Consider the following 26,131-nt stretch of genomic DNA (forward strand, 5'->3'; position numbering starts at 1 on the left):
AGGTCATGGGCACCATCGTGATCACAGGCGCCTCCAGCGGTATCGGGGCGGCCACCACCGAACGGCTGGTGGGTGACGGCCACCGGGTCATCGGCGTGGACGTGAAGGACGCCGACGTCGTGGCTGATCTGGGGACACCAGCGGGGCGGCGCGCCGCGGTCGACGGCGTGGCCGCGCACGCCGACGGCACGGTGGACGGCCTTGTCACCTTCGCCGGCCTGGCCGGGCTCACCGCCAGACCGGGAGCGCTGTTGGTGGCGGTGAACTACTTCGGGACCGTCGAGCTCCTGGCTGGCCTGCGAGGGATGCTCGCTCGCGGCACGGGCCCAGCCGCAGTTGCCATCAGCTCCAACTCGACGACCTGCCAACCGGGGGTGCCGACCGACCTCGTCGACGCCTGCCTCGCCGGTGACGAGCTCGCGGCCCAGGAGATCGGGGACGCGGTCGGCTCGCTGGCCGCCTATCCGGCGACGAAGATGGCGATCGCCCGCTGGGTCCGTCGCCACGCGACAAGCGCCGACTGGATGGGGGCGGGGATCACGCTCAACGCGGTCGCGCCCGGGCTCACCCAGACACCCATGACCGACGAGATCCGGCGCGACCCGACCATCGGGTCGGCGCTCGACCAGTTCCCCGTCCCCGCTGGGCGCGTCGGTCGGCCAGAGGAGATCGCGGGGCTCGTCGCCTTCCTGCTGGGCCCCGATGCCAGGTTCCTCTGTGGGTCTATCGTGTTCGTGGACGGAGGTACGGACGCGCTCCTCCGTCCCGACGACTGGCCCGCGCCGATGCGGGCTGGCTGACAGGTGGCCACATGCGGACCTCACGATCCCCTGCCGGGACGGCGGACTTCGAGAACCTCCTGACAACCAGCGGCAGCACCGACGGAGCGACAGGCGAGACGATTCGTCTGCCCGATCCGTTCTCGGACGTGTCGCCGGAGCTGCCGCGGCCGGTCGAGGACCGAGCCCCCGAGTCGAACCCGTTCCCTGATCGGCCGCGTGGTCCCTACCGCCCGTACTGGCGTGAGTCGACCTTCCTTCGAGCCGTCGGCCTCGGGTTCGCCCCGTGCCTGGCCGCCGTGCACGAGTGGGGCCAGCGCGCTGGCGAGCGGGGCGTCATCGAGGTCGGGCGCGGCCAGCTGGAGGTCGCCTCTGACCTGGGGCGGCAACCTGGCCGATGCGCGCTCAGGGCCCGGCTGCACCGAGGCTCGGTCTGTTCATTCGCCGTGCCGATGGAGCTCGAGCTCATCCCGTGGCCGGAGGTCTTCGCCACGACGTGGTTGGCGCTGTGTCCCCGGCGGCGAGTCCATCTCAGCGGGCGCTACTTCCGAGCTGGGCACGCCCTGCTCGACCAGGTGTCGGCGGGACTCCTGCTCCTCGCCGGCGGAACGCCGCAGCCTCATCGGGAGCAATCCCGGCAGGTCGGTGACCCAGGGCGCCCTGGCGGTGGGCCCGCCTAGCTCCAGAGACGACGCCGGGCCTAAGCTCGCCGACGTCCGAAGGGATGGGTGTGCTCATGTATCGGGGGGGAAGTCATTGATTCGTGCGACCGCGATTGAGTCTCCGGTCAGCACGGCTCGACTCCCGACTGATGGTGGTACCAGCAGAGAACCGACGAGGCGGCCGGCTCGGTCCCGATCGTGGCGACCACACCCGCTGAGTGTCGTCGTCCTTTTTGTCAGTCTTGCCCTGGTTGGCCTCCTCACCTGGGCGTCGTGGGAAGACCACAACAACAACGAGCAACGTCTCCTCGACGTCCGCGTTCGTGAGGCCGGCTCTGTGCTCACTGCCGCAACTTCGACGGTGCAGACGCCGCTGGCGTCGGCTGCCGAGCTCGCGCAGGCGACCAACGGTGACCCACAACGGTTCAGGGGTTTCATTGCACCGTACGTCGGAGCTGGACGCCCCTTCGTGTCTGCCTCTCTCTGGTCGTTGCCACCAGGGACCACTCCGGCGATAGCCGTCGTCGGTACTGGCCCGGCGGTCGCCGCCTCGCTCCCGCAGGTCCAGGCGCTTCTCGTCCGTGCGGCGCGGTCTCCGGTGCTGAGCGTGACGGGAATGCTCAACCAGCCCCAGCCGCGCCTGGGATACGCATTCGCGGCCCCCGGTGCGGGCGGGGGCTTCGCCGTCTATGCCGAATCTGCCATCCCGCCCAACCGCCGGCTGCAGATCGAGAGCAACTCTGCCTTCTCCGACTTGAACTACGCGCTGTACCTGGGCAGGACACAGCGGCCGGCCAACCTCGTCGCGACAGACCTGAGTCACCTGCCCGTCAGCGGGCGACACGCCGTGACGACAGTTCCGTTCGGCGACGCCGCGTTCACGCTGGTGATGACGGCCCGGGGCAACCTCGGTGGAGGGCTCTCCCAGGACCTCCCGTGGGTCGTCGCCGTGCTGGGAGCGCTGCTGGCTGTCATCGCGGCCCTGGCGACCGAGCGACTCATCCGGCGGCGCACGAACGCGGAGGCGGCCGCCACCGAGCTGGGCGTGGTCGCAGGCGAGAACCAGCGGCTCTATTTCGAGCAGCGCGGTCTTGCCGAGGCGCTGCAACACGCGCTCCTTCCGCTCGAGGTGCCCGGCTTCGCCGGCGTCGAGATCAGGGTGGAGTACCTACCTGGAGTCGGTGGAGTCGAGATCGGCGGCGACTGGTACGACATCATCCACCTCGACGATGGAGCCTTCCTCCTGGTAGTGGGTGACGTATCTGGCCGCGGCCTGCGCGCGGCCACCGTCATGGCGTCGCTGCGCTATGCCATTCGGGCGTACGCAGCCCAGGGAGATCAGCCCTCGATCATCCTCGACAAGCTCTCGGAGCTGTTGAGCGTCGCCGGCGATGGCCACTTCGCCACGGTCATCTGCGCGCTCGTCGACATCAAGCGCCACCAGATGATCGTCGCCAACGCTGGGCATCTGAACCCCTTGCTCGTCGTCGGCCACGAAGCTCGCTTTGTTGCGACCGATGTCGGTGCACCGGTCGGCGTGTCCGAGCACACTTCCTATCACTCGGTGACCGTTCCCGTTCCTGGCGGCGCGACGCTCGTGACCTTCACTGATGGCCTCATCGAACGACGCGGAGAAGACCTCGACGTCGGCATGGAAAGGATGCGTCGAGCAGTGCTGGCCAGCAACGGCTCGCTCGACAACATGATGCGAAACGTCCTCCACGACCTGACGCCCGATGGATCCGACGATGACATTGCTCTCGTGGGGGTGAAATGGCAGGCCTAGATGACAGCGGCGGTCCCGAGGGGTCCGTCGAGACGTCACTCGACGAGACCGGTACACCAGTCGTCAGGCTCAGCGGTGAGATCGACATGGCGAATGCCGATTCCATCGCCGCCGCCATCGAGCCCATCATGGCCAAGGGACCCGAGCGACTCATCGTCGATGCGAGCGGCCTCGATTTCATGGACAGCTCCGGAATCGCCCTGCTGCTGCGCTGGGCCCGAGACTCGGTCCGAGTCGAGCTTCGGCACCCGTCCCGGATCATCCGCCGAACTGTGGAGAGCATGGGTCTGACTGACGTTCTCCACATCGAACCATGAGATCCACGCGCAGCTTTACCGCCGGGCCCGCCTCGATCGGGGCGGCTCGCCGCTTCGCGTCAGACAGTCTCCCCGAGCTCCCGCCGGACGCACTGGACGCTGTCGTCCTGATGGTCTCCGAGCTTGCGACGAACTGCATCCGGTTCACGCCGGGCGCCTTCAGTATCAGCATCGAGGACGACACCCGTAGCACTCGCGTCGATGTGACCGACCGCGGAGGGGGCAAGCCGACCGTGCGCTCCCCGCGCGCCACCGACCTGTCTGGTCGCGGGCTTCAGATCGTCGAGGCCATGTCGGACGACTGGGGAGTCGTTCCGGCGAAGTCGTGTCCGGGGACAACTGTCTGGTTCACCTTGGGGCACCGTGAGAACCCGGCTGACAAGCCGGGTCTGCGGCCTCTGCCCCTCGCCGATTGACCGCTGCCGGCTCAGGGGCAGCACAGGTCGTCCGAGGGGATCGCCCTCCCTGCTACGACCTGCGGACTACGACGGACGAGCGAGTATCCCTCTGCTAGGTGGGCCGGGCAGGGATCGAACCTGCGACCAAGGGATTATGAGTCCCGTGCTCTGACCACTGAGCTACCGGCCCGATTGGGCTGCGACGCGACGAGCTCCGGGGGCGAGACTCGAACTCGCAACCTAGTGGTTAACAGCCACCCGCTCTGCCGATTGAGCTACCCCGGAAGCGACTCGACCATAGCAGCGCTCCAGTTTGCCCCACGATGGCCCCGAGCAGCGACGATACGCTTGGGTGCGGGCCCCAGGCCCCCCTCCCAAGGAGTACGGAGAACGTATGAGATTACGTATCGGGTTCATCGCCGGCTTTGCCCTCGGTTACTACCTCGGGTCCATGGCGGGGCGTGAACGCTACGAGCAGATCAACCGGCTGCTGCGCCAGGCTCAGGGCTCGAACGCCCTCGAAGGGGCGGCGGGCAAGGCCCGGGCGGTCGTCGACCTCGGCCGAGAGCGGGCACGCGATGTCGTCGGGGCCAAGTCGCCGGACGGGGCGAGCTCGAAGGGCACCGAGACGCCGATCTGAGGTTTGCTACTCGGCGTCGAGATAGTCGCGCAGCGGCTGGCTCCGCATGGGGTGACGCAGCTTGGCGAGCGTCTTGGCCTCGATCTGGCGTATGCGCTCCCGCGTGACCCCGAACGTCCGTCCAACCTCTTCCAGCGTGCGGATGTGACCGTCCTCCAGCCCGAAGCGGAGGCGGACGATGTCCTGCTCGCGGGGGCTCAGCTCCGAGAGGGCCTTCTTCACCGCCTCGTTGAGCAGCACCCGCGTGGCCGCGTCGGGTGGTACCACGGCGCCCTGGTCCTCGATGACGTCGGAGAGGCTGAAGTCCTCCTCGTCTCCCATCGGCTGCTCGAGCGACACGGTGTCCTGATTGATGCGCTGGATGTCGCGGACGCGCTCCACGGCCAGCTCGAGCCGGAACGCAAGCTCGTCGATGCTCGGCTCACGACCGAGCTCCTGGAGCAGCTGCCGTTGAGCTCGCGCCACCTTGTTGATGGTCTCGACCATGTGGACCGGAATGCGGATGGTGCGCGCCTGATCGGCGATCGCTCTGGTGATCGCCTGACGGATCCACCACGTGGCGTAGGTCGAGAACTTGAAGCCCCTCGTGTAGTCGAACTTCTCGACCGCGCGCATGAGGCCGAGGTTGCCCTCCTGGATCAGGTCCAGGAACGCCATGCCCCGGTTGCGGTACCGCTTTGCGATCGACACCACCAGACGGAGGTTGGCCTCGACCAAGAGGTCCTTGGCCTCGAGTCCGCTGGCCACCAGGCGCCGTTGCTTTCTCAGCGTCTCGCGCGGCACGCCGTCGGGACCGTGGCGCTCCTCGAGCTCGGCGATGCGCTCGCCGGCGGCAAGGCCCTTCTCGATCCGACGAGCGAGCACGACCTCGAGCTCGGCGGTGAGCAGCGGGACCTTCCCTATCTCACGGAGGTAGGTCCGCACCGGATCGATCGCCGCGCCCGGGTCTCCTGACAGATCAACCGGTGGACGCGCCAACGCACGATCGGGCACCGCCTCGGCAACGCCTCGGCCGCCGGACGCCTGGCTCGGAGTCAAACCGACGTTTGACGGGGCGCCAGGAGCGACCCCCCCTTTGGGGGGCGTCGCTACCCCGGGTCGCCCATTACCGCCGACATCGACGTGCGGGTCGTGATCGTCGTGCTCGTCGACGTAGCTGATCCCCTCGGCCCTGACCCTGCTGATGAGCGCGTCGATCAGAGGAGCGCTGAGCTCGATGCTCTCCAGCACCGTGATCAGGTCGTCCTGGGTCAGGACGCCACGAGCTCTTCCCCGCTCCAGGAGCCGGGAAAGCCCCCCCTCTGGCAAACCGTCCCATGTAGACAGGGCCGGTACCGCTTCGCTCACGCGTCCTCCCGCGCCGATTCCACAAGCCAGGGTAGCAATCCGTTCACGGCTTCGACGGCGGTCACGGGTTGGCGCAACTCCTCGATCTTGAGACGGAGCCAGGTGGTGAGCGGTGCAAGCTCGAGAAAGCGCGCCTCTGACGCACGGGCTTGGGACTCGAGATCGGCCAGTGCACGCAAAGCCGCCAGCTCCACCAGCCGCGTCACCACCTCGTCGGCGTTGGCGTCGGTATCCTCGACGGCGAGGCGCTCCAGGAGCGCCGCCGCGGCCGGCTCGGCCCCGTCGATCGCCTCGTGCAGTGTGGTCGACGAGGCCAGAGCCTCGAATCCCGCGCGCTGGACCTCGTTCGAGAAGAGCACCGACTCGATGCGGTCGGCGACCTCCTCCGGACGGTGAACGGCCAGCCGCAACGCCTCGATCCCGGGACCATCGTGATCCGGTACTGGACGTCGGCGCGGTTGGCGGTCAGTGTCGGGCGCGTGCGACAGGACGTCACGACGGGCGTCATCGATGTCGTCTCCGCCAGCGCGATCAACTGCCTGCTGGGATCCTGATCGGGCCCCCCGTCTCGTCGTCCTCGTGACGCGCGTCCGCTCACGCCGGAGCTCGTGAAGTCGCGAACGCAACCGATCCGCGTCGATGCGACATCGGTCCGCCACGCTCATGACGTACTGGTCGCGTACGAGATCGCTCGGATGCTCCGCCACCACGATCAGGGCCGCTTCGGCAGCCTTGGCCCGACCCTCCGCGCTACGCAGATCCGCCTCCGACAGCGCCCGCTCCAGCCGGAAGGCCAGAAACGGCTTGGCTTCAGCGACGGCGGCGCGCAGAGCGTCCGGATCGGTCCTGGCCATCTCGGCCGGGTCCGTGCCGGCGGGCAGATCGGCGACCGCCACATCGAGCTCGTGGCGGCGCTCCCATTCGTAGACCCGGCCGGCTGCGGTCTGCCCCGCCGTGTCGGCGTCGTAGGCCAGGACCACGCGCCGGGCAAAACGACGCAGGATCTGGAAGTGGTCTTCACCGAGCGCGGTACCGCACGTGGCCACGGCGCGGCGAAGCCCGATCCCGAACAGGGCGATCACGTCGGTATAGCCCTCGCACACGATCGCTTCTCCGGATTGGACGATCTCGCCCTTGGCCCAGTTGAGCCCGTACAAGGTGCGGCGCTTCGAGTAGATCGGCGTCTCGGGCGAGTTCTTGTACTTGGGACCATCGGCGGCGCCGCCGCCGTTGTCGCGGACCGGGAGGACCCGCCCGCCGAAGGCGACGGGTCGACCGCCGGTGTCGAAGATCGGGAACAGCACACGGGCCCGAAAGGCGTCCTGCTGGCGTCCCAGGCGATTGACGAAACCAAGTCCGGCGTCGGCCAGTACCTCGCCCGGCACCGCCAGCGCCCGAGCCAGCGCATCCCAGTCGTCGGGCGCCCACCCCAGCGAGAAGGCTCGCACCGTCGACGCGTCGTAGCCGCGCGAGCGGAGGTAGTCCCGGGCCCGACCACCGTCGGGGTGGTGGAGCAAGCGCTCGTGGTACCACTCCACGGCGGCGCCCATGGCAGCCAGGAGGCGATCGCGGCGCTTGCGCTCCCGTCCGCCGCCAGCATCGTCGTGCCGGATCGGGATGCCGGTCCGCTCGGCGAGACGCTCGACGGCCTCCACGAAGTCGAGGTGGTCGACGGCGCGGACGAAGCTGATGGCGTCGCCTGCGGCCTGGCACCCGAAGCAGTAGTAGAGGCCCTCCTCCGCGTTCACCGTGAACGACGGCGTCCGCTCGGAATGAAATGGACACAGGCCGACCCAACGCCGGCCCTGGCGCCGCAGGGCGACGTGCTCGCCCGCCAGGGCCACGAGGTCGGTCGCCGCCCGCACCTGGGCCACGGCCTCGTCGGGGATCGCCACGGTTTGGACGGTACCGGTCGGCGGGCGCCTTCGCCGCGATTGCCTCAGCCCCTGGCCCCTCCGGTGAAGTTCCACGAGGCGAGGTGCAAGCTGGGGACGAAGGCGCTGCTGTTGACGAGGCGGGCGTCAGGAGCGATCCCCTTGACGTGGCCGGGCGCCACGGCTCCGGCATAGGACTGGGTGAAGCGGAGGTTGCGCACCCCCCGGGACAGCTGTCCGTCCTCGATGAGGAAGAGCCCGTTGCGGGTCAGGCCGGTCACGACCTGGGTCTTGGGGTCGAGGATGCGGGTGTACCAGAAGTCGGTCACGAGCAGTCCCCTCCTCACGGCCCCCACGACCTGGTCCAGGGTTCCCCCGCTCGCCGGCGCGCCGGTCCCCGAGCCGACGTCGCCGGCGGCCCCGAGGAAGACGTTCGTCGGATAGGCACCGAACCGCTCTCCGCCCTCGATGGCGTGGCCGGTGGAAGTGGTGCCCGCCTTGGCAGCCGTGCGCCGGTCGTGGACCAGGCCCACCGACACCCCGGACTCCACCATGGGGACCCGGCGCTTGGGGGTGCCTTCGGCGTCGAATCCGAGGCCCACGGCGCGGTTGTCGGTGGCGTCGTCCCACAGGCTCACGGCGGGATCGAACTGCGCCTCGCCCAGGTGCACGAAGGACCGCCCGTCTGCGTGCATCTTGGCGTTGAAGCCGAGGCCGGCCAGGAACTGGCAGATGTCGGCCACGCAGGCGGGCTCCAGGACGACCTCGTAACGGCCTGGTGGCAGCTCGATCGCCTCCGCTCCCAGCGCCGCCCTCGCCGCCGCGTCCTGGCCCGCGCTGGCGCCGTCCAGCGAGGCCAGGTCGACCGCCGTCTGGGAGCCGCTGCCGTCGGCCGAGCCCTGCCGCAGGATGCCGTCGATCGTGGCCTGGGTGGACCGCCCGGTGAGCCGCTGGCCGTCGCTGTTGGCGAAGCCCGCCACCTCGCTCGTCGTCTGGCAGTACCCCGCCCCCAGCATGCCGGTTCCGCCGCCCGCGTCCAGGAAGGCCGCCACCACCTCGGCCCGCTGCCGGGGCGAGGCCTCGTCGGTGGCCCGGTCGTAGTGGTCGACAGGGGCGACCGGCGCGGGCGGGGCCAGACCGGGCCAGTCCGGATCGGGTGGCCGGAGGCTGGCCGCCTCGCGGGTCCGCTCCACGAGTGCCCGCAGGGCATCGTCGTCCACCCGGTTGGTGCCCGCTCGGGCCAGCCGTCCGTCGGCCACCAGGGTAAGGGTGACGGCGCACTTGTCCTCGGCGACGTTCTGATGGATGAGGGAGTTGGCGAAGCGGGTGAGCGACCGCCGACCCGACGACACCCGGACCTGGGCCGCGGCGGTGGCGCCGACGATCTCGAGCACCCGGTCGCAGACGGCCAGCTCCCCATCGGCCGCTGCCGAGCCCAGCTCGGCGCTCAACCCGCCACCCCGACCCGCACCCCACGAAACCGGGCCGGCACCGCCGGATGACCGGTGTGGCCCACCTGGCTGGGCTGGCCCTTGCCGCAGTTGGGGGTCCCCCAGAAGGCCCACTCGTCCGGACCACCCAACCGGTCCAGCGATCCCCAGAACTCCGGCGTGATGCCGGTGTAGGTCGGGTTGCGCAGCATCCGCCGCCGCCTCCCACCCTTGACCTCCCACGCGATCTCGCAGCCGAACTGGAAGTTGAGCCGCCGGTCGTCGATCGACCAGGAACGGTTGGTGTCCATGAAGATGCCGTCCTCGGTCTCGGCGATCATCTCCTCGAGGGAGGAGTCGCCGGGCAGCAGCCCGATGTTGGTCATGCGCACCATCGGCAAGCGGTTGAAGCCGTCTGCTCGCACCATCCCTCCGGGCGGCACCCCGGCCAGGCGGGCCGAGTCCCGGCCCGACAGCACGCCGACCCAGACCCCGTCACGGACGATGTCGACCCGCTGGGCGGGAGTGCCCTCGTCGTCGTAGCCGAACGATCCCAGGGCTCCCGGCAGGGTGGCGTCGGCGGTGATGTTCATCAGCTCCGAGCCGTAGCGGAGGCGGCCCAGGTGGGAGAGGTCCAGGAAGGACGTCCCGGCGAAGGCGGCCTCCCAGCCGAGGATCCGGTCCAGCTCGACGGCGTGGCCCACCGACTCGTGGATCTGGAGGGCGAGCTGCTCGCTGCCGAGGATGAGGTCGGTGGTGCCGGCCGGGCAGGGTGGAGCGTGCAGGAGCGCCACCGCCTCCTCGGCTATGCGGCCCGCATTTCCGCCCAGATCGATGCCTAGGACCAGCTCCCAGCCCCGCGTGCCGTACTGGCCCCGTATACCGGGGTAGGACCGGCGCTGCGTCTCGCTGTCGCCAATGGCGGTGGCCGTCATCGACGCCCCGCACTCGACCAGGCGCTGGGAGATCCGGTGGCCCTCGCTCGAGACGAACCACTTCTCGGTGTCCCACACCGTGGCGTCGGCTTCGGCGAGTGAGATCCCGGCGACCGAGCGCATGGTCGTGGTCGCCTCGATGAGCAGATCTGCCTTCTCGCTCAGCGAGACCTCGAACGGGTGCACCTCGTAGCGCGACTCCCAGTGGGCGACCACCGGAGGCACCTCCGCCAGGCCACCGGGCCCAGGGCCACGGCCCGATCCGGCCACCAGCGCCGACGCCCTGGCGATCTCGGCCGCCCGCTCCCCTGCCTGGCGCGCAGAGGCAGTGCTCGTCTCGGGTGTAGCGAAGAACCCCCACGACGAGCCGATCAGTGCCCGCGCCCCGACGCCGATCGCCTCACCCTGGCTCAGGGTCTCCACCGTCTCGTCGCGAGCGCTGATCAGCTGGGATCGAGAGAGCACGACCCGGGCGTCGGCGTAGGTGGCGCCGGCAGCGAGGGCACCCTCCACCGCCGCCTCGGTGACGTCGAACATCGCCGCCGCAGCCTCAGCCGGCGGCGTCAGACCTTGCCGTCAGCGGCAAGGACGGCCTGGGCGGCGGCGAGGCGGGCGATGGGCACCCGGAAGGGGGAACAGCTGACGTAGTCGACGCCGGCCCGGGCGAAGATGGCGATCGAGTCGGGGTCGCCACCATGCTCGCCGCACACGCCCACCTTGAGGTCGGGCCGGGTGTGCCGCCCCCGCTGCACACCGATCGATACCAGCTCGCCCACGCCGCCGGCGTCGACGGTCTCGAAGGGATTGTGCGGAAGGAGCCCCTTCTCGAGGTAGGCGCTCATCAACCGCCCCTCCACGTCGTCCCGACTGAAGCCGAAGGTCATCTGGGTGAGGTCGTTGGTCCCGAAGGAGAAGAAATCCGCCTCCTCGGCGATCTCGTCCGCCCGGAGCGCGGCTCTCGGAGTCTCGATCATGGTGCCGATCGAGACCTCGAGGCGCCGCCGTCTCGCCTTGGCGCCGTTCCCCGCAGAGCCTCCCGCGCGACCCTTGGCGCTGGCAGGCGAGTCGCCCACCACCTCGGCGACCGCGGTCGTGACCCACGATCGGGCCAGCGCCAGCTCCTCCCGGGAGACGGTCAGCGGGATCATGATCTCCACGATGGGCGCCCCCCCGGCGGCGGCCCGCTCGACAGCGGCCTCCATGAGGGCGCGGACCTGCATGGCGTACAGGCCGGGCTTGATCACCCCCAACCGGACACCGCGCGTGCCGAGCATGGGGTTGACCTCCTGCCAGGCCAGGGCCGCATCGAGGAGCAGCCGCTCCTCGGCTTCGAGGCCCTCGGTGGCCACCTTCACCAGCAGGTCTTCGGTCTTCGGCAGGAACTCGTGGAGGGGTGGGTCGAGCAGCCGGACGGTCACCGGGAGACCGTCCATGGCCTCGAGGATGGTGGCGAAGTCAGCCTTCTGCGCCACCCGGAGCTCCTCCAGAGCCGACTCCTCTTCCTCTGGGGTAGCGGCGAGGATCATGCGACGCACGATCGGCAGCCGTTCGTCGCCCAGGAACATGTGCTCGGTCCGGCACAGCCCGACGCCTTCGGCACCAAAGCTGCGGGCGTTGGCGGCATCGGGCCCGGTGTCGGCGTTGGCTCGGACGCCCAAGCGCCCGCGGCGGATCTCGTCCGCCCAGCCGAGGACGGTGACAAACTCGGCCGGCGGGGCCGCCGCCGTCAGTGGCACCTCACCCACCACGACCTCACCGCTGGTGCCGTCGAGCGAGATGTAGTCACCTTCCGACACGGTGACATCGCCCACGGTGAAGCGCGTACCCGAGATGCGGACCGCCTCGGCGCCCACCACGGCGGGCTTGCCCCATCCTCGGGCCACCACAGCGGCGTGGCTGACCAGCCCACCGCGTGCGGTGAGGATGCCCTCGGCGGCCATCATCCCGTGGACGTCCTCGGGCGAGGTCTCGGTCCTCACCAGCACGACCTGCTCTCCCCTCCCGGCGGCGGCCACGGCCGCGTCGGCAGTGAAGCAGGCACGTCCGACAGCTGCACCAGGCGACGCCCCGAGGGCCTTGGTCAGCACCGTGACGTCGCCGGAGGCGAACCGGGGGTGGAGGACCTGGTCCAGGTGGTCGGCATTGATGCGTCCCACCGCTTCGGCCCGGGTGAGCTTGATGCGGCGGTCTTTTGTCATGTCCACGGCCATCTTCAGCGCCGCAACTCCGGTGCGCTTGCCCACCCTGGTCTGGAGCATCCACAGCTTGCCCTGGTCGATGGTGAACTCGGTGTCGCACATGTCCCGGTAGTGCTGCTCGAGGCGCTCGAAGATCGCCAGCAGCTCCTTGTAGATCTTGGGGAAGCGGTCGTCGAGAGCAGCCAGTGGCTCGGTGTTGCGGATGCCGGCGACGACGTCCTCGCCCTGAGCATTGACGAGGAAGTCGCCATACGCGCCCTGTGCTCCGGTGGCCGGGTCCCGGGTGAAGCCCACGCCGGTACCGGAGTTGTCGTCGCGGTTGCCGAAGACCATGGCCTGCACGTTGACGGCCGTGCCCAGATCGTGGGGGATGCGCTCGCGGTTGCGGTAGGTGACCGCCCGGGGCCCGTTCCAGGATCCGAAGACGGCCTCGATGGCACCCCGCAGCTGCTGGGTCGGCTCCTGGGGGAACGGCGATCCGGTGGAGCGCTCGACGATCTGCTTGAACGACGTCACCAGGTAGCGGAGCAGCTCGGGCGGGACGTCGGCGTCGGAGGTGGTGTTGGCCAGCTCCTTGGCCGCGTCGAAGAGCCCGTCGAACTCCTCGCCCGGCAGGCCGAGCACGATGCGGCCGTACATCTGGATGAACCGCCGGTAGGAGTCGTAGGCGAAGCGCTCGTCGCTGGTCTGCTTGGCCAGACCCTCGACCGACTCGTCGTTCAGGCCGAGGTTCAGCACGGTGTCCATCATCCCCGGCATCGAGAACTTGGCCCCCGAGCGCACGCTCACCAGGAGCGGGTCCCCGGGGTCGCCGAGGTGCTTGCCCATGGCCTTCTCGAGCTTGTCCAGGGCCCGGTCGATCTCCTTGGTGAGCCCGTCCGGCCAGCCGCCGGCCATATAGGCGCGACAGGCATCGGTGGAGATCGTGAACCCGGGCGGCACCGGCAGCTCCAGCACCGACGTCATCTCGGCCAGGTTGGCACCCTTGCCGCCGAGGAGGTCCTTCATCTCCATCGGCGGCTTGCGGTGCTTGTGGTCGAAATTGAAGACGTACGCCATCCGGGCCCTCCTGCCACGTTCTACGCCCCGAGCCTACCCACAAGGCCGGCGCGGCCGGGAGGCCCTCAGGTGAGCGGGAGCCGAGCCCTCAGCTCGTCGATCAAGCTGTCGATGGGCACACGGACCTGGTCGGTGCTGTCCCGTTCCCGGATGGTCACCGCCATGTCGTCGAGGCTGTCGAAGTCGACCGTGACGCAGTAGGGCGTGCCGATCTCGTCCTGGCGACGGTAGCGGCGACCAATCGACTGCGTCTCGTCGTAGTCGCACATGAAGTGGGGCTGGCACAGCGCGAGCACCTTGCGGGCCACCGGCGTCAGCGTTTCCTTCTTCGACAGCGGGAGGATGGCGACGTCGTAGGGCGCTATCCGGTGATGGAGGCGCAGGATCGTTCGATGCTCGCCGCCGACCTCGTCCTCGTCGTAGCCGGCCAGCAGAAAGGCCATCATGGCCCTGGTGGCGCCAGCGGCCGGCTCGATGACGTAGGGGACGTAACGCTCCCCTGTCGATTGGTCGAAGTACTCCAGCCGCTCCCCCGAGGCGGCGGAGTGCGCCTTCAGGTCGTAGTCGGTGCGATTGGCCAGACCCTCGAGCTCGCCCCAACCCCAAGGAAAGGCGAACTCGATGTCGGCGGTGCGGGCCGAGTAGTGGGACAGCTCCTCGGCGTCGTGCTCCCGGAGACGGAGGCGATCCTCGGGGATCCCCAGGCCCCGGTACCACGCCATGCGCTCCGCGCACCAGTACTCGAACCAGGTGTCCGCCTCCGCCGGAGGCACGAAGTACTCCATCTCCATCTGCTCGAACTCACGGGTGCGGAAGACGAAGTTGCCTGGGGTGATCTCGTTGCGGAACGACTTGCCGATCTGGGCGATACCGAACGGCGGCTTCTTCCGCGTCGTCTGGAGCACGTTGTTGAAGTTGAGGAACATGCCCTGGGCTGTCTCCGGTCGGAGGTAGGCCACTGAGGCCTCGTCCTCAACCGGTCCCACGAAGGTCTTGAACATCATGTTGAACGCTCGGGGCTCGGTGAGATCCTTCGAGCCACAGTTGGGACAGACCCCGCCGATCTCATCCGCCCGCCAGCGCTCCTTGCAGTTTCGGCAGTCGACGAGCGGGTCGGCGAAGTTGGTGAGGTGGCCCGAGGCCTCCCAGACCTTGGGGCTGGTGAGGATGGCCGCATCGATGCCGACGACGTCGTCGCGCAGCTGGACCATGGACCGCCACCAGGCATCCTTCACGTTCCGGAGGGCGAGCACGCCGAGCGGCCCGTAGTCGTAGGTCGAGCGGAACCCTCCGTAGATCTCGGCCGACGGGAACACGAAGCCCCTGCGCTTGCAGAGGTTGACAACGCGCTCCATCAGGTCCTCGGGGGGCATGGGCCGAGGATACCGGAGGCCTCCAGCCATCCCTCCGGCGTATATCTTCCGACGTCGTCAGGTGCGTTCGAGCATGCGCAGGGCGCGCAGACGACGCTCGAGATGGTGCTCGAGGGCGCTGGACGCCAGCACCTCGACCTCGTGCGTGGCGGGTCCGGCCGGCTCCTCGAGGGCGCCGGCCAGGTCACCGCCCAGGATCCGACGGACAAGGTCCAGCGCGTGGGGGCTCACGGCGGCGCCGCGCCGACAGGACCGGCACAGCGTCCCACCCTCGGAGAGGTCGAAGGCGACGAGCGGCGCTTCGGCCCCGCAGATGGCGCAGGCGTCGAGGAGGGGCTGATAGCCCTCCAGGGCCAGCAACTTCCAGAAGAAGGCCGGCACCACCAGGGGTGCGTCCCGCGCCGCCAGCGCCCGGAGGGCGCCGACGAGCATCTCGTACAGGCGAGGATTGGCTTGGCGCTCCTGGGCGACCTGGTCCACGGCCTCGAGCATGGCGGTGGCCCGGGAGAGGCGGTTCAGGTCCTCGCGCACGATCCGAAGGTGGTCGAGCACCTCCGCCTGGGTGACGACGTCGAGCTCCCGACCCTGCCAGCACAGGAGGGCCACGTGGCTGAGGGGCTCGAGCCTGGCACCGAACCGGCTCTTGGTCTTGCGCACCCCCTTGACGACCGCCCGCACCTTTCCATGATCTGCCGTCACCAGGGTGACGATGCGATCCGCCTCACCGAGCCGCATCGTGCGCAGCACCACCCCCTGGTCCCGGTACAGGCTCATGGAAGGGCAAGGCTCATCGGACCTGGCCGCCCACGATGATGAACGCGACGAGCGCGAATACGACCACAAGGATGGCCACGGCCGCCGAGAAGCCCTCGACGGCCAGGAAGGCGACGAGGACCACCCCGACGAACACGGCGATCACCGCCACGGGGATGGCCAGGCGGGCGTTCACGCCTCGACCCCGCCGTACCGTCGGTCGCGCCGCTGGAACTCCCGCACCGCCTCGAACAGATGCTGGCGGCGGAAGTCGGGCCACAGCACGTCGCTGAACACGAGCTCGCTGTAGGCCAGCTGCCACAAGAGGAAGTTGGAGATCCTGAACTCTCCCGAAGTGCGGATGACCAGGTCGGGATCGGGCGCGTCAGGGTAGTAGAGGTGGGCCCGGATGGCCCGTTCGTCGACCCGGGAGGGCGAGACGCCCGAGGCCACCAGGTCCCGCACGGCGTCGACGATCTCGGCCCGGCCGCCGTAGTTGAAGGCCATGGTGAGCGTGAGGCGCCGGTTGTGCCGGGTCAGGGCTTCGGACTCCTCGATTCGGCGGAGGAGGCGGCGGGGCACGCGCCAGTCGCGGCGCCCGGCGAAGCGGATGCGCACCCCCTTGCCGTTGAGCTCGTCCCGCCGGCGGACGAGGAGACCCTGGTTGAAGTTCATCAGGTACCGGACCTCGTCCGGGGGCCGCCGCCAGTTCTCGGTGGAGAAGGCGTACACCGTGAACCACCCGATCCCGAGCTCCAGCATCCCCTCGACGGCGTCGAAGAGGGCCTCCTCGCCGGCGCTGTGGCCCTCGGTCCGGGGCAGGCCCCGCTTCTGGGCCCACCTGCCGTTGCCGTCCATCACGCAGCCGATGTGGACCGGAAGGCGCCTGCTGTTGATGCCGTCGAGGTCCACAAGGCGAAGCTACCCCCGGTCAGGCCGGACCGGGGCTACCCCCCGAGCTGGGGCACGACCTCTTCGGCGATCAGCTGAAGGTGGTCGAGATCGGTTACGTCCAGGATCTGGAGGTAGACGGCCTCCGCGCCCACCTCCCGATAGGCGTTGAGCCGTTCGGCCACCTCGGTCGGGGTGCCGGTGGCGCCGTTGCGCCGCAGCTCACCGACATCGCGGCCCACGGCCGTGGCTCGTCGGACCACCTCGTCGTCGTCCGACCCGCAGCACACCGTCACGGCTGCTGACCGCACGAGCCCCGCCGGATCCCGCCCCAGCTGCTCGCACGCCGCCCGTACCCGCTCGTACTGACGCTGGCAGTCCTCGGGCGAGTGAAACGGCAGGTTGTACTCGTTGGCGTACCCGGCGGCCAGCCGGGGCGTCCTGGTGGCGCCGGCCCCACCCAGCACGATTGGCGGGTGAGGCCGCTGGACGGGCTTGGGGAGGGCCGGGCTGTCCTCGAGGGCGTAGTGACGGCCGCGGAGGGTGAACCGTTCGCCCGGCGGTGTGCTCCACAGCCCTGACACCACCGCCAGCTGCTCCTCGAGCAGCTCGAAGCGCTCACCAAGGGGCGGGAACGGGATGCCGTAGGCCCGGTGCTCGCCGTCGTACCAGCCGGCACCGAGACCGAGCTCCACCCGCCCGCCGCTCATGATGTCCACCTGGGCGACCGAGATGGCCAGGGGCCCCGGAAGACGGAACGTCACCGGAGACAGGAGGGTGCCCAGCCGGATCCGGCTCGTCTCCCGGGCCAGCCCGGCCAGCGTGATCCAGGCGTCCGTCGGGCCGGGCTCGCCCGTGCCCCCGGTCACCCCGGGGATGTGCAGGTAGTGGTCCGAACGGAAGAAGGCGTCGAAGCCGCACTGCTCCGCGGTTCGGGCGACCGCCAGCAGCTGGTCGTAAGTAGCCCCTTGCTGGGGCTCGGTGAAAATCCGGACTCGCACGAACGATCCCTCTCAGCCCGACGGGGCCCGTCACACTCCAACCAGCGCCGAGGCCCCGGCCGAGACGGATGCTGCACGGCGCGCGGGCCCGCGCACCAGTATGACGACCTCGCAATGCCGCTGTGAAGCCGCTGGACTGAGCGGTCGAGAACGAACTCGCGGACCGCTCACATGGCATCTCGTCGTCACCGGTGCTCCGTGGTCACACCGTGTGGCTACATTGACTGGGTGCCCAGATCGGACGTCTCGAGCGCGCTGGACCGGGTTGTGGGGGCGCTTCCCCAAGGCGGCGAGGCTCGTGAAGGTCAGCGGGCAATGGCCCAGGCGGTGGCACGCGCGATTCAGGATCGTCGTCATCTCGTCGTAGAGGCCGGAACTGGGACGGGGAAGTCGCTGGCCTACCTGGTCCCTGCCATCCTCTCGGGGAAGAAGGTGATCGTCGCCACCGCTACCAAGGCGCTGCAGGACCAGCTGGCCAGCAAGGATCTTCCATTTCTCGCCCGCCACCTGGGCCACCCATTTCGGTTCGCTGTCCTCAAGGGCAGGTCCAACTACCTGTGCCGCCAGCGAGCCGCCGAGGTCGCCGGAGGCGCCGAGCAGCTGGGCCTGGAGGAGGCGGCCGACTGGAGCGAAGGGGGCAGAGGGGCAAGCTCCGGCGAGACTGCGGGCGTCGCCGCGCAGGTGCGCCGCCTGGTGAGCTGGGCTGCTCGATCACCCAGCGGAGACCGCGCCGAGCTGGACTTCGAGCCGAGGCCCCAGGCGTGGGCGATGGTGAGTGTCGGTCACAGAGAGTGTCCGGGAGCACACCGCTGTCCATCCGGTGAGACCTGCTTCACCGAAGCAGCTAGAGAGCGCGCCGCGGAGGCCGACGTCATTGTGGTCAATACCCATCTCTACGGGTCGCATCTGGCCAGTGGGGGTGCCGTACTTCCCGAGCACGACGTGGTGATATTCGACGAGGCTCACGAGGTCGAGGACGTCGTTATCGCCAGCTTCGGCACCGAGGTGGCGGCCGGGCGCTTCCGCGCCCTCTCTCGACTGTTGCGCGCCGTGCTGCTCCGGGACAGTTCGACAATCCCCGACGAGATAGCCGGTGCCGGCGACACGCTGGAGACCGCCTTGGAACGCCACACCGGCCGGCGCGTGGCGGCGGACATGGATCCCGCATTGGCGGGTGCACTAGAGGTGGCGGCCGGGCGCCTCGCCCGCGCCACTTCAGCGCTCAGGCGTGACACCGCTCCCGCTAGCGACGAATCGGCCCAAGCAACTGCAGTGAGGACGAGGGCGCTGTTAGCCGCTGGCCATCTGGCTGACGATGTCGCTACCGCCTCCAATGTCGGTCCGGCCCAGGTCGCCTGGGTCGAGGGACCCACGGAAGCGCCGGTCCTGAAGGTCGCGCCGCTCGATGTCGGCCCCGTGCTGGCCGAGGCCCTCTGGGCTCGCGCCACGGTCGTGCTCACCAGCGCAACCATCCCGCCGGGGATCGGGCGGCGGCTCGGCGTATCCGATGGGGCGAGCGACGACCTGGACACCGGCAGCCCGTTCCCCTACTCCAGCAACGCCATGCTGTACTGCGCCGCCCACCTGCCGGACCGTCGCCTCGAGGGCGCCGAGGCCGTCCTGCACGACGAGCTGGAGGCCCTGATCGAGGCTGCCCGAGGCCGCACCTTGGCGCTGTTCACCAGCTGGCGCGCCATGGAGGGGGCCGCGAAGGCGCTGCGCGAACGAATCCCATTTCGCCTCCTGACCCAATCGGAGCTCCCGAAGCCGGCGCTTATCGAGGCCTTCTCCAGCGAGGAGTCGTCCTGCCTGTTCGCCACCTTAGGCTTCTGGCAGGGCGTTGACGTCCCCGGTCCGGCTCTCTCCCTCGTGGTCATCGATCGCATTCCGTTTCCGAGGCCCGATGAGCCCTTTCTCCAGGCCCGCCGAGAGCGGTTCGGCCAGGCAGCCTTTCGAGAGGTGGACCTTCCCCGAGCCGCCACCCTCCTCGCTCAGGGGGCTGGACGGCTGATCCGTTCCGCCAGCGACCGCGGTGTCGTCGCCGTGCTCGACTCGCGTTTAGCCAAGGCCAGCTACCGCTGGGAGCTCGTCGAGGCGCTCCCGCCGATGACCCGGACGCGCCACCTCCACGATGTGGCGGCATTCTTGACAGATCCGAAGGCGCCTCAGTGCGGGATGGGCTCAGCCGCGCCGGCGACGCGCTAGGGCCCCAAGCCGCTGGAGGTGGCGGGGTCGAGACGGGGCCGGGAGCGGGCGAGCCCGGAGATTCTCGGTCACGAAGTCGGCGAGATAGCTGTCGACCTCCTCCGGTCCCACAAGAATCTGCTCCCTGAACTCGAAGCCGTCTTCCCACCACATGCACTGGACCCGATCGTCCTGTGAGAGCCGCTCGTGGAAGCCCGGAGGAAAGTGGTCGCTGGGCCGGTTATGGAGCACGTGATGCTTGAAGGCGAAACGAACCTGTCCGGGCACGATGTCGACGAGCCAATGGTGATGCCCCCATCCCACCCAAGGACCCTGCACCCCATAGCTCTGCTCCTCCAGTCGAGAGGGCACCTCGATATAACCAGCCTTGGCGACACGTACCAGCTCGTGACAGACCCAGATCGGGTCTCTCACGTCCTCGAGGGTGTGGGAACAGACGGCGTAGTCGAATTTCTTGTCGGGGAACGGCCATGGGGTGTGGTCGCATATGTCACGGCGGACCCACGTCTCGCTGCTAAATCGCTCCTCCTCGACGCCGTCCCGCCCGTAAAGGCCACGGGTCTCATACGGCATCTGGTCGAGCACCCAGTCGGCCCTGGTGAACGGCTTAGCCCAACCGCCGACGTCCAATACAAGAGCTTCATCGCCAACGCGCTCGATTATCCTCCCGAGACTGGAGAGGATCACCAGGCACGCTCATCTCGACGCCAAGTTCCACGCGGCCGTAGCCACACCCAGCAAGCCTCGATCACACCCATGACTTCGACAAGGCCGTCCAGGCCTCCTCCGACGGCGACGCCGCGGCAACCATTGCCCCGTTTCGCTTTTAGTACCCCAGCCGCTCCAGGGCACGTGGGCGGCGCTGCCAGTCCTTGTCGACCTTGACGAACAGCTCCAGAAAGGCCCCGGGCTCCAGCTGCGCCCGCACGGCCTCGCCGACCGCCTTGAGGACGGCGCCGCCCCGGCCGATCACGATCCCTTTCTGGGACTCACGCTCGACGAGGATCTCACAGCGGATGCGCGGCCACTCCCATTCGGTGACTCGGCAGGCGATGGAGTGGGGCAGCTCCTCGCGCGCATGAGCCAGTAGCTGCTCGCGGACCAGCTCGGCGACCCACACGGCCTCGGGGATATCGGCGGCGACGTCCGACGGGTAGTAGGCCGGTCCCTCCGGCATCCGCGCCAGGAGGGTGGAGACGAGGGCCTCGACTCCCTCGCCGGTGACCGCCGACACGGGGTGGTACTCGGCCAGCTCGAGGCCGGCGGCCGCCTGCAGCTGGGCCAGTACCTGGGCGGGCGATGCGACATCGATCTTGTTCACCACGACGACGGAGTCAGGCGGCACCTGCGCGGCCACGAAGCGGTCCCCCCGTCCCAGGGGGGCAGTGGCGTCGAGCACCAGCACGACGACGTCAACGCCGTTGATCGAGTCGGCAGCGAGGTCGTTGAGGCGCTCGCTCAGCGCGGTCCGGGGCTTGTGGATGCCCGGGGTGTCGACAAGGACCATCTGAGCCCCGGGTCGGTTGAGCACGCCACGAATTCGCAGCCGCGTTGTCTGGGGCTTGTCCGACGTGATGGACACCTTGGTTCCGAGAATGCGGTTGACGAGGGTGGACTTTCCGACGTTGGGCCTTCCCACCAGGCCGGCGAACCCTGTTCGCACGTGTGCTCCCTACTCCGGGGGCTTGTCAGCCGTCTCGGCGGGTTCACCGGGCAGCTTGGCGATGCGGACCCGACCGATGCGGCGACCCTGGATCTTCTCGGCTGCCAGGCGAACACCGTTGGCCTCGACGCTCTCGCCCTCGGTCGGCACGTGGCCGAGGAGGCTGAACACCAGTCCGCCCACGGTGTCCCAGTCGCCGTCTGGCAGCTCGGCGTGGAGGAACTCGTTCACCTCGTCGACGGGCATCCGGGCGTTGACCCGGTACTCGCCGTTGGCCAGCGGCTCGATGGCCGGCTCCTCGACATCGTACTCGTCGACGATCTCACCGACGAGCTCCTCGATGAGGTCCTCGAGGGTGACGAGCCCGGCCGTTCCTCCGTACTCGTCGATGACGATGGCCATGTGGAACTTCTGGTCTTGCATCTCCCGCATGAGCTCGGCAATCCGCTTGGTCTCAGGCACGAAGTGGGCCTCTCTAACCAGGTTGCGCACCGGGGTCTCGTCCCGGTCGTCGAGGTCCGCCCGCATCAGGTCCTTGGCATAGACGATGCCGATGATGTTGTCGATGTTGTCCTCGTAGACGGGGATGCGGCTGTAGCCGCGCTGCATGGCCAGCTCGATGACGTCCGACACCGGCTGGCTCGCCTCGGCGGCCACGATGTCGGGCCTGGGGACCATGACCTCCCGCACCACGGTGTCGCCGAACTCGATGATGGAGTGGATCAGCGCCCGCTCCTCGGTCTCGATCACGTCCGCCTCCTCGGCCACGTCGGCCATGGCCAGGAGCTCGCGCTCGGAGACGTAGGCGTCAGGACGGCCCTTGCCGCCGGGCAGGATCAGGTTGGCCAGGCCGATGAGGATGCCCGACAGGAGGCGAACCGGTGGGAACCGGATCAGGGCCGCCACGATCGGCGCCGCGAAGAGGGCCGCCCGTTCCGGGTGCCGCACGGCCCAGTTCTTGGGCACGGCCTCGGCCAGAACGAAGATCACGGTCACCTCGAACACGGTGGCCAGGGCCACGCCCAGGGCGCCGAACAGGTGCTCTGACACCACGCCGACCAGCGTGGCGGCAACAAGCTGGCACACGAGCACGAGCAGCAGGACCGGGTTGAGGAAGCGCTCGGGGTTCTCGACGAGGCGGGCGAGCCGGCGAGCGCCTCGGCGTCCCTCCTCCTCGAGGCTCAGCGCCTTCACGCGGCTGGTGCGGACCAGGCTCGTCTCGGCCAGGGCAAGCACGGCGGCGAAGAGGAGCAGGACCACGATGGCCACGACAAGCACGGAATCGGTCGTCTCCCACCCGGTCGTGGCAAGGAGCACGATCAGACCTCCGTCGGCGACGACGAGGCTCCGGACGGTCCTCGCCGGTGGTAGCGGTCGAGCAGCTCGCGCTCCCGCCGCTCCATCGCCGTCGCCTCCTCCTCGTCGACGTGATCCATCCCCAAGAGATGGAGGATGCCGTGGACGATCAGGAGGGCGAGCTCGTCCTCATAGGTCCCAGCGTGATCGGGGGCATTGCGCCAGGCCACGGCGGGACAGATCACCACGTCGCCGAGGAGGTTCGGCACGTCGGTGGGCTCGGGTGGGACCCAGCCGGGACCAGTGCCACCCGAGTCGGGCGACCGACCGCTCTCAAGCGGCTCTTCGTCGATGGCGAAGGCCAGCACATCGGTCGACCCCTCTTCGCCCAGGAAGCGCTCATTGAGCTGGGCCATGTCCTCCTCCTCGACGAAGAGGACCGACAGCTCGGTGTCACCGGTCACGCCCTCAGCGGACAGGACCGCCTCGGCCAGGCCCATCCACCGAGAAGGCTCGACCGGACGGGTCGATTGCTCGTCTGCGACGAAGACCTCGATGGCCACCCTCGCCAGCTGCCCCTCTCAACGCGGCCCGGCCGAAGCCGGGCCAGGTGCCCACTCGGGCTCGGCCTCGGTCGCCAGCCCGCGGGGCGACCCGCCGTCGGGGAGCGCCGTCCGGGACGTTCCCGCGGTATGTCCGGTCGCCGGCCCACGGCCGCCGTGACTGGTGCCGCCCACCCGCTCGTAGGCCGAGACGATGTCAGCCACGATGCGATGCCGCACGACGTCGCGCTGGGTGAGCCACACGAACTCCAGGTCGTCGATGCCGCCGAGGATCCGGTCGAGCCCGACCATCCCCGAGCGTCCCCCCGCCAGGTCGACCTGGGTCACGTCGCCGGTCACCACCGCCTTCGAGCCGAAGCCGATCCGGGTGAGGAACATCTTCATCTGCTCAGGAGTGGTGTTCTGCGCCTCGTCGAGGATGATGAAGCTGGAGTTGAGCGTCCTCCCCCGCATGAAGGCCAAGGGAGCTACCTCGATGGTGCCTCGGTCCATGAGACGCTGCATCGCCTCAGGCTCGAGCATGTCATAGAGGGCGTCGTACAGCGGTCGGAGATATGGGTCCACCTTGGCCATGAGGTCGCCGGGCAGGAAACCGAGCCTCTCCCCAGCCTCGACGGCGGGGCGCGTGAGGATGATCCGGTTCACCTGTTTCGCCTGGAGGGCCTGAACGGCGAGGGCGACGGCCAGGTACGACTTCCCGGTGCCGGCCGGACCGACGCAGAAGGTGATCACGTTGTCGCGGATCGCGTCGGTGTAGCGCTTCTGCCCGGCAGTCTTGGGCCGGACGGTCCGCCCTCTCGCGGACCGCAGCACCTCGGCGCTCAGCACCTCCGAGGGCCGCTCGTTGGCCTTTACCATGTCGATGGTCCGGCCCACGTTGACGGCGTCGAGGCCGTGGCCCTTCTCCAGCAGGAGCACCAGCTCCTCGAAGAGGCGGCCCACCCGCTCGGCGTCCTCGCCTTCCACGGTGATCTCGTTCCCCCGAACCAGGATTCGGGCTCCCCCGAAGGCCTCCTCCACCAAGCGCAGCAACTCGTCGCGCTGCCCCAGGAGGCCGACCATGAGATGGTTGCCCGGAACGAGGATCTTGACTTGGGTCGAGGACACAGGTATCCGCGACGAGGCTACCAGCGGGGGCAGCTCGTGCCGGTGCTGTGCTGCACTCCGCAATCAGCCCCGTCGTCGCCGCGACGAGGTTAGAGCGCGCAGAGGGGCCGCCGACCCGGTCCTCGAGCGGAGGACGTCGCGGATGAGCAACACGGCTGCGCTCGCCAGCGCCAGGACTGCCATCGCCAGGCCAGCGGCGGCGCCATTGGCCGTGCTCGGAACTTGCCGGAGAGCGACCAGCCCACTCTCCACCGGCTTCGAGGGGCCGCTCGACGCCTTGTCAGAGCCGTCGGCAGTCGAAGAACCGACGGCAGCGGGTCCGAGGAATCCCGTGCCGGAAGCTGCACCGGGCCCGCTTCCCGCGGAGCCGGCTCCATCCGAGCTCGGAGATCCGCCCGAGGGAGCGGGTCTAGTGACCGCATGGGGGCTCGGGCCGGGCAGTGACGTGCCAGGCGTCCATGCTGAGGGCGCAAGACCTGGTCCCCCACCAGCGTTCACGGACTGGACGCCGATCAGGCTCTCGGCAGGCTTGCTCTCGGGACTTCGGGGATCGCCATCATTCCAGGCCCACCACAGCACCCCGCCCCACCAGGGCTGGCCGACAAAGGTGTCCAGCAGCGCTCGGTAAGCAAGGTACTGCAGCGCCGGATCAGCGGGGTTCGGGGCGTTCCACCAGGGCTGGTTGGCGGGGTAGGTGGTAGCGGTATACCCCGCCTCGCCGAAGATGATCGGCTTGTCCCATCGTCGGGCGAACCCGGCAACCGTAGTGAAGGCATCGTAGGTCTGGCTCTGGCCTGGATACTGGTAGGCGTGCCAACCGGCCTCGAGCTGACCAAGCGTCGGGTACTGCTCGTTCGAGAGCGGGAAGTAGGCGGAGAGCAGCAGATCGTCCAGTGCGTCGCCCCAGCTGAATTGGGGGATCTCCCGCCAGTCGACCTCATAGGCGATCGGCCCCATGAAGTACCGGCGGGCAGAGGCGATCACCTGGCGCCAGTAGCCGGCATATCCGTCAGAGGCGATCATCTCGCTGCCCACGAGGAACATGGAGATCCCTGCCTGCTGGGCCAACGAGGCGTAGTGGTCGACCATTGTCTGGTAATTGGAGAAGAAGGTGGCCGGATCGGGAGGGTTGTACTGGCCACGCCAGCCACTGTTCCCGCTGTTCGAACCGATCACGACCTTTGGCGTGAGGGTTACCTTGAGGCCGGCATTGTGTGCTTCCTGCGCCGCTGCGAGTATGTCAGCGTCGGAATCGGTGCCACCGGGTACGGGGGTCACCGTGCTCGAGGACGACGTAGGAACCTGCCACCAGACGTCGAACGAGACCGTGTTCGCTCCATCTGATCTGATCCGCTGGAACTCCGAGGCAGCCTGGCCGATCGTCCTGTAGCCGGTGAGGAAGTCGACGCCTGATAACCGGCCGTCGGACTGCCCAGTGCTCGCTCGCGCCGCGGGCGCTGGAGCCTCCACCAGCAGAAGTCCGGTGAGGAGGACCGCCCCAATCGCGAATCGAAGGATCGGCCGACCCATTTCGACCCGATTGTACCGACACCCGTCCAGCTCGGTCCAAAAGGCACGAAACCCAACCCAACGGCGCGCCAGTTCCACCTCGTGGTCCAGCCTCCCGTACCTCAGCCCACGCCAAGCAAGCCCGACAGCACTGCTATCCCCGCCGGGGTGGGGCGATAGCTCGCGCCAGGACCGACGTCGGCAAGCAGGTCGAACTTGCCCGACGTAGTCCCGTCCCATGCGAAGGCCGTCCACCCCCAGCCGTGGGCCTCCGCGAACTTGACGACATTGGTGATATACCGACCGTCGTTCGGATCCGGCCAGCCGAATTCCGTGATCACGACA

24 protein-coding genes and 2 tRNA genes are annotated in these 26,131 nt (G+C 68.9%); 7 read left to right on the plus strand and 19 right to left on the minus strand.

Going from position 1 to position 26,131, the window contains the following annotated elements:
• The first annotated feature begins 5 nt into the window (after window positions 1-5).
• The 5 genes from VH112_10915 (at window position 6) to VH112_10935 (ending at window position 3,960) form a co-directional block, all read left to right on the plus strand.
• Entirely contained in the window at window positions 6-800 is a 795-nt protein-coding gene (locus tag VH112_10915) for an SDR family oxidoreductase (protein HEX4540745.1), read from the plus strand.
• Between the two features lie 11 nt (window positions 801-811).
• Entirely contained in the window at window positions 812-1,459 is a 648-nt protein-coding gene (locus VH112_10920) for a hypothetical protein (protein ID HEX4540746.1), read from the plus strand.
• Window positions 1,460-1,910: 451 nt separating this feature from the next.
• Window positions 1,911-3,227 carry a SpoIIE family protein phosphatase gene (locus tag VH112_10925; GenBank protein ID HEX4540747.1) on the plus strand — a complete coding sequence of 439 codons (1,317 nt, stop codon included), beginning with the start codon at window positions 1,911-1,913 and terminating at the stop codon, window positions 3,225-3,227.
• Window positions 3,215-3,544: an STAS domain-containing protein gene (locus VH112_10930; GenBank protein ID HEX4540748.1), complete on the plus strand. Its 330-nt coding sequence runs from the start codon at window positions 3,215-3,217 to the stop codon at window positions 3,542-3,544. The genes VH112_10925 and VH112_10930 overlap by 13 nt, the downstream gene beginning before the upstream one ends.
• Complete coding sequence (locus VH112_10935; GenBank protein HEX4540749.1) at window positions 3,541-3,960, plus strand: ATP-binding protein; 420 nt, start codon at window positions 3,541-3,543, stop codon at window positions 3,958-3,960. The genes VH112_10930 and VH112_10935 overlap by 4 nt, the downstream gene beginning before the upstream one ends.
• A 99-nt stretch (window positions 3,961-4,059) precedes the next feature.
• Here VH112_10935 and VH112_10940 read toward each other — a convergent pair.
• Together VH112_10940 and VH112_10945 are read right to left on the minus strand one after the other, a co-directional pair.
• A tRNA-Ile gene (locus tag VH112_10940) sits at window positions 4,060-4,132 on the minus strand.
• 22 nt (window positions 4,133-4,154) lie between these two features.
• Window positions 4,155-4,227 (minus strand) — tRNA-Asn (locus VH112_10945).
• 109 nt (window positions 4,228-4,336) lie between these two features.
• Between VH112_10945 and VH112_10950 the strand changes: the two genes are divergently transcribed.
• Window positions 4,337-4,582, plus strand: a complete 246-nt coding sequence (locus tag VH112_10950) for a hypothetical protein (protein HEX4540750.1) — start codon at window positions 4,337-4,339, stop codon at window positions 4,580-4,582.
• A gap of 6 nt (window positions 4,583-4,588) precedes the next feature.
• On the opposite strand, the gene rpoD is transcribed toward VH112_10950, so the two are convergent.
• The 10 genes from rpoD to VH112_11000 all read right to left on the minus strand — a co-directional run bounded on the left by rpoD (window position 4,589) and on the right by VH112_11000 (window position 17,443).
• Window positions 4,589-5,929, minus strand: a complete 1,341-nt coding sequence (gene rpoD / locus VH112_10955; GenBank protein ID HEX4540751.1) for an RNA polymerase sigma factor RpoD — start codon at window positions 5,927-5,929, stop codon at window positions 4,589-4,591.
• The gene (gene dnaG / locus VH112_10960; GenBank protein ID HEX4540752.1) at window positions 5,926-7,824 is read right to left on the minus strand and encodes a DNA primase; all 1,899 of its coding nucleotides are present in this window, start codon (window positions 7,822-7,824) and stop codon (window positions 5,926-5,928) included. Before dnaG ends, rpoD begins: the two co-directional genes overlap by 4 nt.
• A gap of 44 nt (window positions 7,825-7,868) precedes the next feature.
• Window positions 7,869-9,254, minus strand: a complete 1,386-nt coding sequence (locus VH112_10965; GenBank protein ID HEX4540753.1) for a metallopeptidase TldD-related protein — start codon at window positions 9,252-9,254, stop codon at window positions 7,869-7,871.
• Entirely contained in the window at window positions 9,251-10,705 is a 1,455-nt protein-coding gene (locus VH112_10970; GenBank protein HEX4540754.1) for a TldD/PmbA family protein, read from the minus strand. Before VH112_10970 ends, VH112_10965 begins: the two co-directional genes overlap by 4 nt.
• Window positions 10,706-10,731: 26 nt before the next feature.
• The gene (gene ppdK / locus VH112_10975) at window positions 10,732-13,425 is read right to left on the minus strand and encodes a pyruvate, phosphate dikinase (protein ID HEX4540755.1); all 2,694 of its coding nucleotides are present in this window, start codon (window positions 13,423-13,425) and stop codon (window positions 10,732-10,734) included.
• 65 nt (window positions 13,426-13,490) lie between these two features.
• The gene (locus VH112_10980) at window positions 13,491-14,798 is read right to left on the minus strand and encodes a glycine--tRNA ligase (GenBank protein ID HEX4540756.1); all 1,308 of its coding nucleotides are present in this window, start codon (window positions 14,796-14,798) and stop codon (window positions 13,491-13,493) included.
• A gap of 57 nt (window positions 14,799-14,855) precedes the next feature.
• Entirely contained in the window at window positions 14,856-15,572 is a 717-nt protein-coding gene (gene recO / locus VH112_10985; GenBank protein ID HEX4540757.1) for a DNA repair protein RecO, read from the minus strand.
• A 13-nt stretch (window positions 15,573-15,585) separates the two neighbouring features.
• The gene (locus VH112_10990; GenBank protein ID HEX4540758.1) at window positions 15,586-15,747 is read right to left on the minus strand and encodes a hypothetical protein; all 162 of its coding nucleotides are present in this window, start codon (window positions 15,745-15,747) and stop codon (window positions 15,586-15,588) included.
• On the minus strand, window positions 15,744-16,463 hold the full coding sequence (uppS, locus tag VH112_10995) for a polyprenyl diphosphate synthase (protein HEX4540759.1): 720 nt from the start codon (window positions 16,461-16,463) through the stop codon (window positions 15,744-15,746). Before uppS ends, VH112_10990 begins: the two co-directional genes overlap by 4 nt.
• A 35-nt stretch (window positions 16,464-16,498) precedes the next feature.
• Entirely contained in the window at window positions 16,499-17,443 is a 945-nt protein-coding gene (locus tag VH112_11000) for an LLM class F420-dependent oxidoreductase (GenBank protein HEX4540760.1), read from the minus strand.
• 228 nt (window positions 17,444-17,671) lie between these two features.
• Between VH112_11000 and VH112_11005 the strand changes: the two genes are divergently transcribed.
• Window positions 17,672-19,648: an ATP-dependent DNA helicase gene (locus VH112_11005; GenBank protein HEX4540761.1), complete on the plus strand. Its 1,977-nt coding sequence runs from the start codon at window positions 17,672-17,674 to the stop codon at window positions 19,646-19,648.
• Here the strand turns inward: VH112_11005 and VH112_11010 are convergent.
• The 7 genes from VH112_11010 to VH112_11040 all read right to left on the minus strand — a co-directional run.
• Window positions 19,625-20,278 (minus strand): methyltransferase domain-containing protein, encoded by a 654-nt coding sequence (locus tag VH112_11010; protein HEX4540762.1) that lies wholly within the window; start codon window positions 20,276-20,278, stop codon window positions 19,625-19,627. The genes VH112_11005 and VH112_11010 overlap by 24 nt on opposite strands.
• A 196-nt stretch (window positions 20,279-20,474) precedes the next feature.
• A complete protein-coding gene (era, locus tag VH112_11015) occupies window positions 20,475-21,311 on the minus strand; it encodes a GTPase Era (GenBank protein ID HEX4540763.1) in 837 nt (278 codons plus the stop codon).
• Window positions 21,312-21,320: 9 nt separating this feature from the next.
• Window positions 21,321-22,628 (minus strand): hemolysin family protein, encoded by a 1,308-nt coding sequence (locus VH112_11020; GenBank protein ID HEX4540764.1) that lies wholly within the window; start codon window positions 22,626-22,628, stop codon window positions 21,321-21,323.
• Between the two features lie 2 nt (window positions 22,629-22,630).
• Window positions 22,631-23,170, minus strand: coding sequence for an rRNA maturation RNase YbeY (ybeY, locus tag VH112_11025; protein HEX4540765.1), 540 nt, complete (start codon window positions 23,168-23,170; stop codon window positions 22,631-22,633).
• Window positions 23,171-23,188: 18 nt separating this feature from the next.
• Window positions 23,189-24,277, minus strand: a complete 1,089-nt coding sequence (locus VH112_11030) for a PhoH family protein (protein HEX4540766.1) — start codon at window positions 24,275-24,277, stop codon at window positions 23,189-23,191.
• Between the two features lie 63 nt (window positions 24,278-24,340).
• Complete coding sequence (locus VH112_11035) at window positions 24,341-25,747, minus strand: hypothetical protein (protein HEX4540767.1); 1,407 nt, start codon at window positions 25,745-25,747, stop codon at window positions 24,341-24,343.
• Between the two features lie 161 nt (window positions 25,748-25,908).
• Window positions 25,909-26,131, minus strand: a 223-nt coding sequence (locus tag VH112_11040; GenBank protein ID HEX4540768.1) for a hypothetical protein, incomplete at its 5' end; no start/stop codon positions are given.

The sequence above is a fragment of the Acidimicrobiales bacterium genome, assembly GCA_036270875.1.
Taxonomy (GTDB): domain Bacteria; phylum Actinomycetota; class Acidimicrobiia; order Acidimicrobiales; family AC-9; genus AC-9.